Below are 14670 nucleotides of genomic sequence, written 5' to 3' on the forward strand. Positions count from 1 at the left end.
CAAGGGGCGCGTCAGGCTGCCGACCAGCGAGGGCTTCGCCAGGCTCTCCGACCGCGCGCGCCTGCCCGGACGCTTCTTCTACCGGCTGACCGACGCGGGCGGCAGATAGGGCCGGAACCCGGCGGCGCGGCGATCACGCCGCCCGCCCCCGTCTTTTCCACGTCCGAACCATTGACCGCGGCAGGCGTCCCAGAAAGAGACCGGCCGCGCCGGGAGCCAAGACCAATGAGCCAAGCCAGCGAGAAGCCCCGCACGATCTACGACAAGATCTGGGACGCCCATCTGATCGGCGGCGAGGACAGCGATTCCTCGCTGATCTACATCGACCGCCATCTCGTCCACGAGGTGACCAGCCCGCAGGCCTTCGAGGGGCTGCGGCTGGCAGGCCGCAAGGTGCATCAGCCGAAGCGCACCCTTGCCGTCGTCGATCACAACGTGCCGACCACCCCCGACCGCAAACAGGGCATCAAGAACGAGGAAAGCCGCATCCAGGTCGAGGCGCTGGCGAAGAACGCCGCCGATTTCGGCATCGAATATTTCGACGCCGCCGACAACCGCCAGGGCATCGTCCACATCATCGGCCCCGAGCAGGGCTTCACTTTGCCCGGCATGACCATCGTCTGCGGCGACAGCCACACCTCCACCCACGGCGCCTTCGGGGCGCTCGCCCACGGCATCGGCACCTCCGAGGTCGAGCATGTGCTCGCCACCCAGACGCTGATCCAGTCCAAGGCGAAGAACATGCTGGTCGAGGTCGACGGACCGATCCCCGACGGCGTGACGGCGAAGGACATCATCCTCGCCATCATCGGCAAGATCGGCACGGCGGGCGGCACCGGCTACGTCATCGAATATGCCGGCGAAGCCATCCGGCAATTGTCGATGGAAGGCCGGATGACCGTCTGCAACATGTCGATCGAGGGCGGCGCGAGGGCCGGACTGATCGCCCCGGACGAGACCACCTTCGCCTATATCAGGGACAAGCCGCGGGCGCCTAAGGGCGAGGAATTCGAGCGCGCCGTCGCCTATTGGAAGACGCTGGTCTCGGACAGAGGCGCCCATTACGACAAGGTGGTGAAGCTCGACGCCCGCGACCTGCCGCCGATCGTCACCTGGGGCTCCTCGCCGGAAGACGTCGCGACGATCGACGGGACCGTGCCGGATCCGGCCGCGATCCCCGACGAGAACAAGCGCCGGTCGAAGGAGCGGGCGCTCGACTATATGGGCCTGACGCCGGGCACGAAGATGACCGACATCACCATCGACCGGGTCTTCCTCGGCTCCTGCACCAACGGCCGCATCGAGGATCTGAGGGCCGCGGCAAAGATCGTCGAGGGCCGCAAGGTCGCGCCTAGCGTCTCGGCGATGGTCGTGCCGGGCTCCGGCCTCGTCAAGCTGCAGGCCGAGGCCGAAGGCCTCGACAGGATCTTCAAGGACGCCGGCTTCGAATGGCGCGAGGCCGGCTGCTCCATGTGCCTCGGCATGAACGAGGATCGCCTCGCCCCCTATGAGCGCTGCGCCTCCACCTCCAACCGCAATTTCGAGGGCCGCCAGGGCTCCAAGGGCCGCACCCACCTCGTCTCGCCCGCCATGGCCGCCGCCGCCGCGATCGCCGGCCGCTTCGTCGACGTGCGCGAATGGGGCAAGGCGGAAGCCGCGCTCGAGCCGGCGGAGTAGGCGGGGTCAGCAGCCGGCTTCGCGGAGGAGCCGCTCGAGTTCGGGAACCATCCAGTGATCAGCGGGCGCAAGCCGGCCGGTCGCCGCAAGAGTGCGTGCGATGGCAAGGGCTTGGCCATAGCGCCCGACCGGATCGGCATCGATCTCGGCCAGCTTGACGTTCGAGATGATCAGATCGCGCTGAAGACCGGCATGCGACGGATCCGATTTCGCAAGTCGCTCGAAAATCTCCAGCCCGGCCTGGAATGTCTGCGCCGCATCCTCAAGCCGACCTTGCGCGATCCGAACATCGCCGATCTTGCTATGGATCACCAAAAGATCGCGCTGAAGACCGGCATGCGACGGATCCGATTTCGCAATTCGCTCGGCAATCTCCAGCCCGGCCTGGAATGACTGCGCCGCATCCTCGAGCCGACCTTGCGCGATCCGAACATCGCCGATCTTGTCATGGCTCACCGAAAGATCGCGCTGAAGACCGGCGTTCGAAGCGTCCGAAATTGCAATATGCGCCAAGATCTTTTGCATTGCTTCGTAAGATTGGATCGCATCTTCAAGCCGATCCTGGGCCACACGAACATTGCCGATCCTGCTGTGGCTCACCGAAAGATCGCGCTGAAGACCGGCATTCGACGGATCCGATCTCGCAAGTCGCTCGGCAATCTCCAGCCCGGCCTGGAATGACTGCGCCGCATCCTCCAGCCGTCCCTGCGCCACCATCACATCGCCGATCCTGTTATGGCTCACCGAAAGATCGCGCTCGTTGCCGACCTCCACCGCAACATCCCTGCCGGTTTCGTAACAGGCAAGGGCGCGGGTGACATTGCCGCGTATTTGCCAGATGTCGCCGCTCTCGAAATGCGGCCAGGGGTCCGCCGGGTCGAGCGCCGCGGCCTCGGCGAAGGCTTCGAGCGCGTCGTCGTAGCGATAGACGGTCTTCAGGATCTCCGCCTTCTCAGTACGCATGCGGGCTCGGCCGCGATTGCGGGCCGCGACATTCGCTTCTTCCTCGGCCTCGGCGCCGTCAAGGATCGCGACGGCGCCGTCCGGGTCGAGCAATCGCAGTTTTGCGCGGGCGGCTTCGATGGCCGCCTGGATCTCCACCGGGTCGTTGAAGACCTGCGGCTTTCGCTCCGCGCGGGCCAAAAGTTCGGCGACGGCGGTGCGGACGGCCTCTTCGAACTGCGCTTCGGGAACCTCGCGGCCGACGGCCTCGAACAGCGGGCGCAGGTTTTCGGGCGGGATCTTCCGCTCGCTCGCCAGAAGCTCGCGTAGCATGCGATGGGTATCCGCATGATCCGCGGCGTCTTCTGCATGTTTCGCGTCGCGATCCCGCTGGGCGGCGTCGAAACCTTCGCCGATCTGCCGCTCGATCCGTTCGAGCGCCGGGACGAACGCTGCCTCCATCCGAAGCATCACCGTCAGGGCGTCCAGCCCCAGCGCCTTCAACTCCGCCAGCCCCTTGACGACATAGATGTTGCGGAAGTCGTCGTTGGTCTTGATCTGGCGGGAGACGAAGCCGCCGAAGGCCGAGACATAGCCCCTGCCGGGCTCGACGGAGCGGAACAGCGCCTCGAAGCCGGGCGGCTCCGGCAATCGCCGATCGGCGAGGATTGCGCGAAAGGCCGCCATCGCCTGATCCTCGGCGCCGGCTTTCAACGCCGCCGCACGCTCGCCCGCCGGCCCGTCATTCGGCGCGAGCAGCACCTTGTCGATGGCGCCTGTCAGCGCCGCGTTGAGGTCGAATTGCAGATCGCCCTCATTGGCATTTTCCGCAAAGCGATGCAGCCGGCGGCATTCGGCGATCGTCTCGTCGTAAAAGGCGCCTTCGGCGCTGGGCGGCGTTGCCCAGCCACCCGGATCGGTCTTGCGGAAGTCGCGGATCACGACCTCCAGCGCCTGGGCATGGGCAATCTGCACCGCGCGGGCGACATGATGATTGGCCGGCAGCCCGTTCCAGGCCGTCGCCTTGTTCCTGAAGCCGGCGACGACGCCGCACAGGCCGCGATCGCTCACCCCGCCGAGCGCCCCGCTCGCCGCGGCACCGAGCCCCCAGACGACCAACCCACCGAGCGTGACCGGATCCGCCATTCCTGCTCCCGAAACATCTTTCAAGGACCAGATTGGCGTTAAACTTCATCGGGCGCAACGTCTGCGAGCAGACTGCCAGATGGCCTGCTAGCCCACCAGCGCCCCATGCCCGCCGACCACCCGCGACGCCAGCTTGTGCCCTTCCAGCGTCGCGGCGAGAGGATCGGCGCCGCCGAGCCTTGCCGCGAGGAAGGCGGCGTTGAAGCTGTCGCCGGCGCCCGTCGTGTCGACGATGGCGGCGGGGGCGATGCAGGGCACGGGCTCCTGGCCGCCGTCCCAGGAGGCGAGCGCCTCGCCGCCGCCGTCCTTGACGACCACCTCGCCGACTCCGAGCCCGTGATAGCGCGCGGCAGTGTCTGAGGGCGACCCGTCGCCGAAGGTCGCCCGCTCGTCGTCGAAGCTCGGCAGGCAGAGGGTGGAGACCTTCGCCGCCGCCTCGACGGCCGCCCGGGCGGTTGCCATGTCCGGCCAGAGCCGCGGACGGACGTTCGGATCGAAGGCGACGAGCTTTCCCTCAGCCTTCGCCCGGCCGAGATGGTCGATGAGCCGCGCCCGGTCCGCCTCGGGGAGGATCGCCAAAGTGATGCCGGAAAAATAGACGGCGTCGCCGCCGGCAAACACCGTCTCGAGATGCGCCTCGTCGGCGGCGAGCTGTTTCGCCGCCGCCATCTCCCGCCAGTAGGAGAAGGATCGCTCGCCGTTCGTCAGATGGATCATGTAGAGGCCGGGCGAGCCGTTCGGAATGCGCCGCACCGCATCGGTGGCGATGCCGCTCGCCGCAAAGAAGCCGAGCATCTCCTCCGACATCCGGTCGGTGCCGAGCGCCGTCAGATAGGCCGCCTGCCAGCCGGTTGGGGCGTTGCGGGCGAAATGCCAGATCGTGTTGAAGGTGTCGCCGGCAAAGCCCTGCGCATAGAGCCGCTCCCCGGCGACGGAGAGCTCGACCATGCATTCCCCGATCGCCACCAGGCGGGACGGCTGCTTCTCGTTCAAGATGGCTGCTCCAGGGAAATCTGTTCCGACGAATGTCCGGCCCTGTCACTACAGCATCGGCCCGAAAATCGGAATCGATTTTCGGAAAGCCCGATGCGCAGATTTTTCAATCAGTTAGAGCGCCTTTCGCGCGTCCTTTCCGGGCGCGCGGCGCCTCAGCAGCGCAGATAGGGCCGATACACCCAGCCGAGTTCGCGCTCGGCCCCGCCGGCGCTGTCGGCAATATAGGCCCAGGGCCGCCCGCCCGGATATTCGCGCAGCACATAGACGACATGGCCGTCGCGCAGCGTGCCGATGACCTTGCCGGTATTGCCGGGCGAGGCCCGCAGATTGAGCGGCGTGCTGGTCGGGTCGGCAACGACGCAGCGCTGGCGCCCGTCGGCGATCCGGGGCGGGTCGGCCCGCGCCTCCGCGGCGCGGCGCTCGGCCTCCGCCCTCGCCTCGGCGGCGCGCCGTTCCGCCTCCTCCCGCTCGCGGCGTTCGGCGTCGAGGCGCGCCTCGATCTCTCTCAGCCTTGCCTGGTAGTCGGCCTCGATCTTCGCCCGCAATTCTGTCTCGCGCTGTTCGCGGGCCGCCTCGGCCTCGGCGCTTTTCTGGCGCTGCGCCGCGCGGTCGCGGGCCGCCTTGAGGCCGATCTCGTGACGGAGGCTGCCGGCAAATTCCTGCAGGCAGACGCCGACCCGCGCCATCGCAGCCGCCGGCTCCATGGCGTCGGCCTCGGCCGAGCAGCTGGTCGCGACCTGATCGAGCAGGAGATCTGCCTGGCGCTTCTCGCCGGCGCAATCGGCATGGTCGGCGACGAAGGTGCGAAGGGTGGCGACCGAGCCGCCCGCGCGGGCTGCCTCGAAGGCCGTGCCGCAGGCGAGCGCCGGATCGGCCGCTGGGGGAGCTGCCGGTTCGGCAGTCTTCGCCGGCTTCGGCAGGCAGTTGCGGACGTCGCCGCGCGGCACGACGACACGGTAGGAATAGCGGCCGATATTGGCGCCGTTGGAATGCTGCGCCGAGACGTCGAGCTTCAGCACCGCCGAGTTCGAGCCGCCCTCTTCCTCCGCTGTGGCGCGCTCGTCCGGCGCCGGCTCGACGGCAATGTCGAGGAAGACGCCGTCGACCGCCGGGGCGGCGCCGTCGGCACCGGCGGCGACACGGCGCAGCAGCGGCCAGGAGGTGGCGCCGATGCTGGCATTGATGCGGCTCTGGCGGTCGCCGGAGAGCTCGGTATAGGCGCTGTTGAAGGTATCGTCGATGGAATCGGCGAGCCGGCAGTCGGGCGAATCCACCTCCGCAACGACCCGGTAGGCGAGCGGCACCGACGGGTCCTTCAGGAGCTGGAACTGCTGCAGCCGGGTGATCGCCTTCAGCGAGGCCTCCCGCAGCGCCCCGTCGACGTCGTAGAATTCCCGGCTGGAGAAGGTGTCGGAGAGTTCGGCCGTGCCGAGCCGGTTGAGGTCGAGGGTCAGCGTCGGGCCGGTCTCGGTGGCGCAGATCTGGCCGGTGCCGGGGTCGAGGATGGTGAGGCCGAGATAGAGCCGCAGGATCTCCGGCAGCCGGCGCTCCGCCTCGACGGTCAGGAACATGTCCGAGCCGAAAAAGCTCTGCAGCGCCTCGGCGCTCCCCGCCGCCCCCGCCCGCTGCGGCAGGATGCCCTCGACCATCTGGCGATAGGCCCGGCCGAGGCGCGGCGTGTACTTGCCGGGGATCGCGTCGACGATCAGGCTGTTGAGGTCGCGCCTCCGGCCCGAGCCGATGCGCGGCTCGTCCTCGGCGATGCCGATGAAGGTGATCGCCCGGTTCTTCAGCTTGTCGACGCAGGCCGCCGTCGCCGTGCGGCTTTCGAGGCCGTAGAGCCAGCGCTCGATCGAGGCCTGCCAGCCCTGCGCATATTGCTGCGCGCCGGCCGGCCGCGGCATGGCCGCAAGGACGAGGGCGAGTAGGATGGCAATCGACAGGCGCATGGCAGCCTCGCTGGAAGCGTCGCAACTTTGCCATTCGTCAATATCGCCGAGCTGCCCTTGGGGCAATCGACCTTGCGGCGCGAGGCCGTCCGCGCTCTTTCCTGCCTGCGGCCCTTATCTGCCCCGCTGCAGGCAGCGCTGATAGGCCCGGTCGCCGCTGCGCTCGGCGCTGTGGCGGGTGAGCGCCTGCACGCCGAAGCCGTCCTCGCCGCGGTCGATGCGGTTCTCATAGGTGTTGGCCGCCGTCTGGCGGGCATATTCCCGGCAGTAGTCCGGCGTTCCCGGCTGATAGGGATTGGCCGAGACCCGCGCGCCGACAAAGGGCGAGCCGTTCGGATAGGGCGTTCCGCCGGTGCAGGCGGCAAGCCCCGCAAGCGCGGCGAGCGTGGCGGCGAGGATGATCGGACGCATGGCTGTCTCCGGATGGGATTCCAGGCAGGGTCTTGCCTGCCTTAACTGTCGAGGGCATCTGTCGCCGCGACAGAAAAGACCAAATGCGATCAATCAGATGTGTTCGCCGTCACAGCCCGGCGGCCGGGCCCCGCGCCTTTTCTCGCGCGTTTCTGAGGTTTGACGGCCCGCCGAAACTCCTGTCCAAGTCGAGGCCATGTGGACCCGCGAGATTCGCTTTCTGGCACCGGAAGTCGCCGCCGAAAGATTGCGGCCGCTCGGCATGCTCGGCTTTCTAGACAGCGCCATGGCGCATCCCTCGCTGGGCCGCTACGCCTACGTTGCCGCCGACCCCTTCGCGGTCTTCACCGTCGATGCCGATGGCGCGATGCTCGGCGGCGAGCGGCTGACCGGCCCGCCGCTTGCGGCGCTGAAGGCGGTCCTCGCGCGATACCCGGCCGAGACGCTGCTCGGCCTGCCGCCATTCCAGGGCGGCGCGATGGGAATGATCGCCTATGACTTCGCCCATCATCTCGAGCGCCTGACGAAGCCGGCCGATTTCGACCCGGCGCGGCCGACCATCCGCCTCGGCCTCTACGACACGGTGCTCGCCTTCGACCTTGCCGAAGCCCGCGCGATCCTCGTCTCCTCGGGGCATCCGGAGACCGGCGAGCAGGCCCGCGAGGACCGCGCGCGACATCGCCTCGACCGCTTCGAGGAAGCCCTTTCGACGCCGCTTGCCGCCTCGGCCGGTGACGCGGAGATCCCGGCCGGCTTCGACTGGCGGTCGAACTTCTTTGCCCGCGATTATCGCAGCGGCATCGAGCGGGTGCGCGAATACATCCTCGACGGCGACATCTTCCAGGCCAACATCGCCCAGACCTTCCGCTCGGCGCTTCCGGGCGGCTTCGATCCCTTCGCACTCTATCTGAAGCTTCGGCAAACCAACGCCGCTCCCTTCGGCGCCTATTTCGACTTCGGCGACCTCAAGATCGCCTCTTCCTCGCCCGAGCGCTTCCTCAGCCTTGCCGGCCGCACGGTCGAGGCCCGGCCGATCAAGGGCACTGCGAAGCGCTCCGCTGACGCGAAGGAAGACGCGCGCCTCGCCGAGGCGCTCCTCGCATCGGAGAAGGACCGGGCGGAAAACGTCATGATCGTCGATCTATTGCGGAACGACATCGCAAGGGTCTGCGAGCCGGATTCGGTCGAGGTGCCGGTGCTCTGCGGCCTCGAAAGCTATGCCGCGGTCCATCATCTGGTCTCGGTCGTCACCGGCCGGCTGGCGGAGGGCCGCGACGCGACCGACCTTCTTGCCGCGGCCTTTCCCGGCGGCTCGATCACCGGGGCGCCGAAGATCCGGGCGATGGAGATCATCACCGAGATCGAGAACACCGCCCGCGGCGCCTATTGCGGCTCGCTCGGCTATCTCGGTTTCGACGGCTCGATGGACCTCAACATCGCCATCCGCACGGTGAGTTTCGAGTCGGGAACCGCGAAGCTCTCCGCCGGTGGCGGCATCACCGTCCTCTCGGACCCTGCCGCCGAATATGAAGAGACCTTCACCAAGGCGACGCGGGTCTTCGCCGCCTTCGGTGCGTCCCCTGGGGAGGACGGCGGGTGAAGGTCCTCGTCATCGACAATTACGACAGCTTCGTCTTCAACGTCGCGCGCTACTTCGTCCGGCGCGGGGCCGAGGCGAGCGTCCGCCGCAACGACGCGATCACGGTCGATGCGATCTTTGCCGAGCCGCCGGACGCCGTCGTCGTCTCGCCCGGCCCCTGCGCCCCGAAGGATGCCGGCATCTCGCTCGATCTCGTCAGACGGATGTCGGGTCGCCTGCCGATCCTCGGCGTCTGCCTCGGTCATCAGGTGATCGGCGAAGTCTTCGGCGGCAGGGTCACCCGGGCGATCCGGCCGATGCACGGGCGCGCCTCGCCTCTCCGCCACGACGGAGCCGGCGTTCTCGCGGGCATCGGCGCCGGCTCGCCCGTCGGGCGCTATCACTCGCTGATCGTCGAGGAAACGCCGGAAATGCTGCGCTTCCTCGCCGTCGACGCCCGCTCCGACGAGGGCGAGATCATGGCGCTCTCCCACCTCGATCACCCGACCTATGGCGTGCAGTTTCACCCCGAATCCGTCCTCACCGAAGACGGCGACCGGATGATCGGCAATTTCCTCGATCTTGCCCGGAGGTTCCATGACGCCCGCCGCTGAGATCTGGCTGAACGGCGCGTTCCGGCCGGCCGAGAGCGCGCTTCACGCCAGCGATCGCGGGCTGCTCCTTGCCGACGGCGTCTTCGACACCGCCCTCGTCGTCGCCGGCCGGGTGTTTCGCGGCGAGGACCATCTCTTACGCCTCGCCGCCGCCTGTTCCGCCCTTGGCATCCCCGCCGATACGGCGCGCCTGCGCGAAGCGATGCAGGCGCTCGCGGAACGCTGCGGCGACGGCGCGATCCGCCTGACGGTGACGCGCGGTCCGGGGCCGCGGGGCCTCGCTCTTCCCGAAGAGCCGCATCCGACGGTCCTCGGCAGCGTCGCGCCGCTTGCCTCGGCCACGATGTTCCGGCCGATCAGCCTAGCCACGACGGCGATCCGGCGCAACGAGACCTCGCCGACGTCGCGGCTGAAGTCGCTCGCCTATCTCGACGCCGTCATCGCCAGCCGCGACGCCAAAGCGCGAGGCGCCGACGACGCCCTGTTCCTCAATGGCCAGGGGCGGCTCGCTTCCACCGCCCTTGCCAATCTCTTCGTCGTCGAAAGCGAGCGCCTGCTGACGCCGCGGCTCGGCGAAGGCGTCCTCGACGGCATTACCCGCAAATGGATCCTGGGAAATGCCGGCGCCGCCGGCCTGACGGTCGAGGAGACGGAACTCGACCCCGCCGCCATTGCCGGGCGGCCTCTCTTCGCGACCAACAGCCTGCGGCTGATCGCGCCGGTCAGCCGGCTCGACGGCGAAACGCTGCCGCAGAGCGACGTCGTGACGAGGCTGTCGGAGCGTCTTTGCCAGGCGATTGCTTCAGAGTGCGGCCGCGACCCGCGCGATCTCGGCGCAGTGGTCGCCGGCTGAAAGGCCGGCCTGCCTTTACTGCCGCGGGCCATCGCTCCCAGCGCGCATTCACTGCCGGTGGGCAGTCCCTCCCGCAATCAGCCAGGCGGGATCGAACCAGGTGTCGGCCTCGCCGTCATAGGGCAGCGTGTTGATGTCCCAGTGCCGGACGAAGCGGGCATAGGCGGTCCAGACCGACGGCCCGCCGCCGATATAGACGACCCGGCCCCGAAACTGCGCCAGAACCGCTTCCGGTTCCTCGGTGGAACGGATCTCGACGATGGTCCGCTCCCGATGGGCGAAATCCGGAAAGGAGGCGACGGTCTTCGGCCCGGCGATCAAGACATGGCCGCGGGTGATCTCGAAGAAGCGCTCGACATCCTCGACAAACGCCCGCTCCGGGCGCCCCTCCCAGGGCATGCCGCCGCCAAGGCCCAGCTGCCCGCTGCGGCCGATCGCGCAGATCACTCTCACATCCGCCAAGCTCTCACCCTTTCCCGCAACTTTTCCGGGCAAATCCGCATCCGACACTGGCATCGCCGGTTTCGGCCTATATTCTTAGGGCCGTTCGCTGGCCAGGTTTTGCCTGCCACCGATTCGCCACGTCGGCTCGAACGCCTATTGTGTATGGGCACGAAGCGTCAACGGGCAGCCTCACGGGGCATTTTCGCTGCCTGAAAGCCCCGGATCGCTCAGTCCAGTCGACGATTCGTAAAACATTTAAAAGAACGCGTGCGCCCAATGGCTCCATAAGCCGGGAAGAGATTCCCATCGAGATGACCGCGGAAAATGCCACGAATGCTCACTGAGTCACCTCCCGTCATTGTGCCGTCCCTGCTGTCGATCGCCAAATCGACCCGGGCCTTCCTGACCATCCTCCTGGCGGAGATCGATCTCCATCCCGGGCAGGATCAGCTGCTCGACCGGCTCGAGGTGGAAAATCCGGTCAATGTCTCCACCCTCGCCGAGCTTCTCGCGGTGCGCCCCTCCACCGTCTCGAAGATGCTCGACCGGCTGATCGAGCGCGGCCTCGTCACCCGCTCCTCCAACGCCCGCGACGCACGGCGCACCATGGTGCATCTGACGCCGGCCGGTCTCGAGGCCCAGCGCCGGGTGCGCGAGATCTGGCACAAGCTCGAGGCGGACCTCACCTCGGCGCTGAGCAAGGAGGAGATCTCCATTCTGGACGACTCGCTCTACCGCGCCGGCGACATTCTCAGCCAGAAGCTCCGCCGCCTCCGCTGATCCGCCCGCCGGTATTTCCGGCCGCCGCCCCGCCTCGTGCCGTCGTGACAGGGGCGTTCGAAGACACCGCCCACCCGCCAAAAAATTGCGATCTTCGACCACCTGCCGCTACGGCTTTCTGGCTGAAGCCCTATCTACTGCCACCGTCGGGGAACGGGCAGACGGGGCGCGCGGTTGGACGACGCAGCGAGCATCACCATCGCAAAGGACGGCATGGCCGTCGACATCCTGACGGATGGCGCCTCCATCGCCAGCCTCAGGCCGAAGGGCGCCGCCCATTCGATGGTGCTCGGGCTGGCGCCTTCCGGTTATGGCGCCGCCAACAAGGCCTATGTCGGGGCGAGCGTCGGGCGCTTTGCCAATCGCATCGCCTTCGGCCGGTTCGCGTTCGACGGCCGCGACTTCTCTCTTCCGGTCAATGACGGGCCGCATCATCTCCATGGCGGCCCCGGCGGCTTTTCGGTACGCCGATGGGAGGTCGCATCGCGCGAGCCCTCGCGGGCGGTCCTGGCGCTGCAGTCCGAAAACGGCGACGAGGGCTATCCCGGCTCGATCGAGGCGAGAGCGATCTTCACGGTCCTTTCCGGCGACGAGTTCGAGATCGCCTACGAGGCGGAGGCCGACAGCCCGACCATCGTCAACCTCACCTCCCATCTTTACTTCAACCTCGCCGGCTCCGGCGACATTCTCGACCACCGGCTGACGCTCGCCGCCGACCGCTACCTGCCGATCGACGAGACCACCATTCCGACCGGCGAGATCGCCGCCGTTGGTAACACCCGCTTCGACTTTCGCGGCGGCCGACTTCTCGCCGAGCGGCCGCAAGGCCTCGATCACAATTACTGCCTCGCCTCGCAGCGTGCCGCCGAGCCGCGCCTGGCCGCCAGCCTTCATTCGCAGCGCTCCGGCTGGACGCTCGAACTTTCAACCACCGAGCCCGGGCTGCAGGTCTATGACGGCGCCAAGTTCGATGGTGCCCAGAGCGATGCGGTAGGGCGGCCGATCGAAGCCTTCGCCGGTCTCGCGCTCGAGCCGCAGACCTGGCCGGACGCTCCCAACCGGCCGAGTTTTCCCTCTGCCATGCTCCTGCCCGGCGAGACTTATAGAAGCATTTCGCGCTACCGGTTCATCGTCGGTTCATCTGATATGCCGCATGAGCAGACCGTGGCGGAAAACCAGGCTCGCGGAAGCGCCGAATAATTTTCTCGCTGCACCGCAGCACAGCTATTCAACGATCCGGTTTGCAGATAACGTCGCCCCGAACTTCCACCGCCAAAACAGATGTTTGCCGTGAAAATTCCGCGTAACGAGTCCCGTCGGACGACCCTCAAGCTGGGCCTCGCCGCCGCCTTTGGTGCGGTCTTTCCGGGCAGCCTCGTGGCACCGCGAAAGGCCGGCGCCCAGGACCAGACGCAACAGCCTTCCGGCGCCTCCAAGGCCGTCGTCGGATCGCAGGAAAAGCCCTTCAGCTTCGACGCCCTGTCGGCGCAGATGCAGGAGGCCGCCAAGCAGGACTATGCGGCGCCGGAATCCGATCTGCCGGATAGCGTCGCCAACCTCTCCTACGACCAGCACCGGGCGATCCGCTTTCGTCCCGAGCAGGCGCTGTGGCGCGCCGAGGCCGGCGAGTTCCACCTCCAGGCCTTCTATCCGGGCTGGGTGTTCAAGGACACGACGAAGATCTTCATCGGCACCGGCGGCGTCTACGAACAGCACGTCTTCGACGCCTCCGACTTCGAATATCGCCCGCCGCTCGATCCCTCGCAGTTCCAGTCGCTCAATCTCGGCGGCGTCGCCGGCTTCCGCATCCATGCGCCGCTGCAGCGGCCGGACTATTTCGACGAGCTCGTCACCTTCCTCGGAGCGAGCTATTTTCGCGCGCTGGGCACGGGCACCCGCTACGGCCTCTCGGCCCGCGGCCTGGCGATCAACACGGCGACCTCGGAGACCGAGGAGTTCCCGCGCTTCACCGCCTTCTACATCGACCAGCCGCAGCCGGCCGACAGTTCGATCCGCATCATGGCGGAGATGCACAGCCAGAGCCTCACCGGCGCCTTCCTGTTCGTCATCGCTCCCGGCGACACGACGACGATCGAGACGACCTGCCGGCTCTATCCGCGCACCGACATCACCCGTCTCGGCATCGCGCCGCTGACCTCGATGTACACCTTCGGCGAGAACGACCACAGCGACCACGAGGACTTCCGCCCGGAGGTCCACGACAGCGACGGCCTGTTCATCGTCCGGGCGACGGGCGAGCAGCTGTGGCGGCCGCTGAACAATCCCGAGACGCTGGCGCTGTCCTATTTCCAGGAGAGCAATCCGCGCGGCTTCGGCCTGTTGCAGCGGGATCGCGACTTCAGCCACTACCAGGACACCGAGGCCCGCTACGACCTTCGCCCGTCGCTGATGATCGAGACGATGGGCGACTGGGGCAACGGGACGATCGAACTCGTCGAGATCCCGACGGATTCCGAGGCGAACGACAACATCGTCGCCTTCTGGGTGCCCGAGGAAAAGGCCACCGCCGGCAAGGCGATGGAGTTCCGCTACCGGATGCTGTGGGGGTTGTCGACCGAGGACCCGACCTTGATGGCGCGGGTATCGGGTACCTATGTGGGGATCGGCGGCAATGCCGCAGAGGCCAAGGACAATCCGACCAGCCGGCGCTTCGCGATCAACTTTCAGGGCGGCTCGATCCACAATCTGCCGCCCGACGCCAAGCTCGAGCCGCAGGTCGACATTCCCTCGAATGCGCGCCTTCTCGACAGCAGCCTTTCCCGGCTGCCGGACGGTGGCTGGCGCCTCTCGCTCGAGATCGAGCGAGAAGATTCGCAACCGGTCGAGCTTCGCGTGAAACTTTCCATGCTGCAGCGCATTGTAAGCGAAACGTGGCTTTACCAATGGACCAGTAAAACATGACGACCCTCGCAAACGATCTCTCCGTTCGTGACGACATGAACTGCGGTGCCATCATCGGCCGGGCAGACCTTTCCGACGACGTCGTCATCGACGCGCTGAAGGAGCGGCTCGCCTCAAACGAGCGTTCCGAGGATGCCGAAAGCCTGATCGGCGCCGCCATGGCGGGCGACCGGGAGGCGATCTCGTTCATGCGGACCATCAAGGTCCCGGCTCCCAATGTCAGGCTGGCGATGCCGACCCAGCCGCTTCACCGCGAAGCCCAGCGTCGCGGGTTCGGCCTTTCGAGCCTGCGCTTTTCCTGGGCGCGTCGGTGACGCCGGCGCTTCGCGCCTCGCGGAGCCTCTGCTCGCGCCGGTC

General features: G+C 67.4%; 14 protein-coding genes. 9 read left to right on the forward strand and 5 right to left on the reverse strand.

The window, feature by feature from the left end; genetic code table 11:
* Window positions 1-225 precede the first annotated feature (225 nt).
* Complete coding sequence (leuC, locus tag E3C22_RS13615; protein WP_134762607.1) at window positions 226-1677, forward strand: 3-isopropylmalate dehydratase large subunit; 1452 nt, start codon at window positions 226-228, stop codon at window positions 1675-1677.
* A gap of 6 nt (window positions 1678-1683) precedes the next feature.
* On the opposite strand, the gene E3C22_RS13620 is transcribed toward leuC, so the two are convergent.
* Window positions 1684-3081, reverse strand: coding sequence for a tetratricopeptide repeat protein (locus tag E3C22_RS13620; RefSeq protein WP_134762608.1), 1398 nt, complete (start codon window positions 3079-3081; stop codon window positions 1684-1686).
* Here E3C22_RS13620 and E3C22_RS13625 point away from each other — a divergent pair.
* A complete protein-coding gene (locus tag E3C22_RS13625; RefSeq protein WP_134762609.1) occupies window positions 2989-3807 on the forward strand; it encodes a hypothetical protein in 819 nt (272 codons plus the stop codon). The genes E3C22_RS13620 and E3C22_RS13625 overlap by 93 nt on opposite strands.
* 45 nt (window positions 3808-3852) lie before the next feature.
* On the opposite strand, the gene E3C22_RS13630 is transcribed toward E3C22_RS13625, so the two are convergent.
* The 3 genes from E3C22_RS13630 to E3C22_RS13640 all read right to left on the reverse strand — a co-directional run bounded on the left by E3C22_RS13630 (window position 3853) and on the right by E3C22_RS13640 (window position 7121).
* Window positions 3853-4758: a sugar kinase gene (locus E3C22_RS13630; RefSeq protein WP_280987755.1), complete on the reverse strand. Its 906-nt coding sequence runs from the start codon at window positions 4756-4758 to the stop codon at window positions 3853-3855.
* Between the two features lie 155 nt (window positions 4759-4913).
* A complete protein-coding gene (locus tag E3C22_RS13635; RefSeq protein ID WP_134762610.1) occupies window positions 4914-6710 on the reverse strand; it encodes an SH3 domain-containing protein in 1797 nt (598 codons plus the stop codon).
* A gap of 114 nt (window positions 6711-6824) precedes the next feature.
* Window positions 6825-7121 carry a hypothetical protein gene (locus E3C22_RS13640; protein ID WP_134762611.1) on the reverse strand — a complete coding sequence of 99 codons (297 nt, stop codon included), beginning with the start codon at window positions 7119-7121 and terminating at the stop codon, window positions 6825-6827.
* Window positions 7122-7317: 196 nt separating this feature from the next.
* On the opposite strand from E3C22_RS13640, the gene pabB reads away from it, so the two are divergent.
* From pabB to E3C22_RS13655, 3 genes are read left to right on the forward strand one after another with little or no spacing between them, the layout of a single operon-like run.
* A complete protein-coding gene (gene pabB, locus E3C22_RS13645; RefSeq protein ID WP_134762612.1) occupies window positions 7318-8721 on the forward strand; it encodes an aminodeoxychorismate synthase component I in 1404 nt (467 codons plus the stop codon).
* Window positions 8718-9314 (forward strand): anthranilate synthase component II, encoded by a 597-nt coding sequence (locus E3C22_RS13650; protein WP_134762613.1) that lies wholly within the window; start codon window positions 8718-8720, stop codon window positions 9312-9314. The genes pabB and E3C22_RS13650 overlap by 4 nt, the downstream gene beginning before the upstream one ends.
* Window positions 9298-10167 carry an aminotransferase class IV gene (locus tag E3C22_RS13655; protein WP_134762614.1) on the forward strand — a complete coding sequence of 290 codons (870 nt, stop codon included), beginning with the start codon at window positions 9298-9300 and terminating at the stop codon, window positions 10165-10167. Before E3C22_RS13650 ends, E3C22_RS13655 begins: the two co-directional genes overlap by 17 nt.
* Window positions 10168-10215: 48 nt before the next feature.
* Here the strand turns inward: E3C22_RS13655 and E3C22_RS13660 are convergent, their stop codons facing one another.
* Window positions 10216-10629 (reverse strand): dihydrofolate reductase, encoded by a 414-nt coding sequence (locus E3C22_RS13660; protein WP_134762615.1) that lies wholly within the window; start codon window positions 10627-10629, stop codon window positions 10216-10218.
* 315 nt (window positions 10630-10944) lie between these two features.
* On the opposite strand from E3C22_RS13660, the gene E3C22_RS13665 reads away from it, so the two are divergent.
* The 4 genes from E3C22_RS13665 to E3C22_RS13680 all read left to right on the forward strand — a co-directional run bounded on the left by E3C22_RS13665 (window position 10945) and on the right by E3C22_RS13680 (window position 14627).
* Window positions 10945-11391, forward strand: coding sequence for a MarR family winged helix-turn-helix transcriptional regulator (locus E3C22_RS13665; RefSeq protein WP_245514987.1), 447 nt, complete (start codon window positions 10945-10947; stop codon window positions 11389-11391).
* Window positions 11392-11565: 174 nt separating this feature from the next.
* Window positions 11566-12591: an aldose epimerase family protein gene (locus E3C22_RS13670; protein WP_167591769.1), complete on the forward strand. Its 1026-nt coding sequence runs from the start codon at window positions 11566-11568 to the stop codon at window positions 12589-12591.
* 90 nt (window positions 12592-12681) lie between these two features.
* Entirely contained in the window at window positions 12682-14313 is a 1632-nt protein-coding gene (locus E3C22_RS13675; protein WP_245514988.1) for an OpgD/OpgG family glucan biosynthesis protein, read from the forward strand.
* Window positions 14310-14627 carry a hypothetical protein gene (locus E3C22_RS13680; protein ID WP_134762618.1) on the forward strand — a complete coding sequence of 106 codons (318 nt, stop codon included), beginning with the start codon at window positions 14310-14312 and terminating at the stop codon, window positions 14625-14627. The genes E3C22_RS13675 and E3C22_RS13680 overlap by 4 nt, the downstream gene beginning before the upstream one ends.
* Window positions 14628-14670: the final 43 nt, after the last annotated feature.

It is taken from the genome of Jiella endophytica, from assembly GCF_004519335.1.
In the GTDB taxonomy this organism is placed as follows: Bacteria; Pseudomonadota; Alphaproteobacteria; order Rhizobiales; family Rhizobiaceae; genus Jiella; species Jiella endophytica.

Bases quoted from the DNA above. Each gene is read 5' to 3' on its own strand.
- E3C22_RS13665 (WP_245514987.1), top strand. From the start codon at position 10,945: ATGCTCACTGAGTCACCTCCCGTCATTGTGCCGTCCCTGCTGTCGATC.
- leuC (WP_134762607.1), top strand. From the start codon at position 226: ATGAGCCAAGCCAGCGAGAAGCCCCGCACGATCTACGACAAGATCTGG.
- E3C22_RS13680 (WP_134762618.1), top strand. From the start codon at position 14,310: ATGACGACCCTCGCAAACGATCTCTCCGTTCGTGACGACATGAACTGC.
- E3C22_RS13635 (WP_134762610.1), bottom strand. From the start codon at position 6,710: ATGCGCCTGTCGATTGCCATCCTACTCGCCCTCGTCCTTGCGGCCATG.
- E3C22_RS13640 (WP_134762611.1), bottom strand. From the start codon at position 7,121: ATGCGTCCGATCATCCTCGCCGCCACGCTCGCCGCGCTTGCGGGGCTT.
- pabB (WP_134762612.1), top strand. From the start codon at position 7,318: ATGTGGACCCGCGAGATTCGCTTTCTGGCACCGGAAGTCGCCGCCGAA.
- E3C22_RS13620 (WP_134762608.1), bottom strand. From the start codon at position 3,081: ATGGAGGCAGCGTTCGTCCCGGCGCTCGAACGGATCGAGCGGCAGATC.
- E3C22_RS13655 (WP_134762614.1), top strand. From the start codon at position 9,298: ATGACGCCCGCCGCTGAGATCTGGCTGAACGGCGCGTTCCGGCCGGCC.
- E3C22_RS13625 (WP_134762609.1), top strand. From the start codon at position 2,989: ATGTTTCGCGTCGCGATCCCGCTGGGCGGCGTCGAAACCTTCGCCGAT.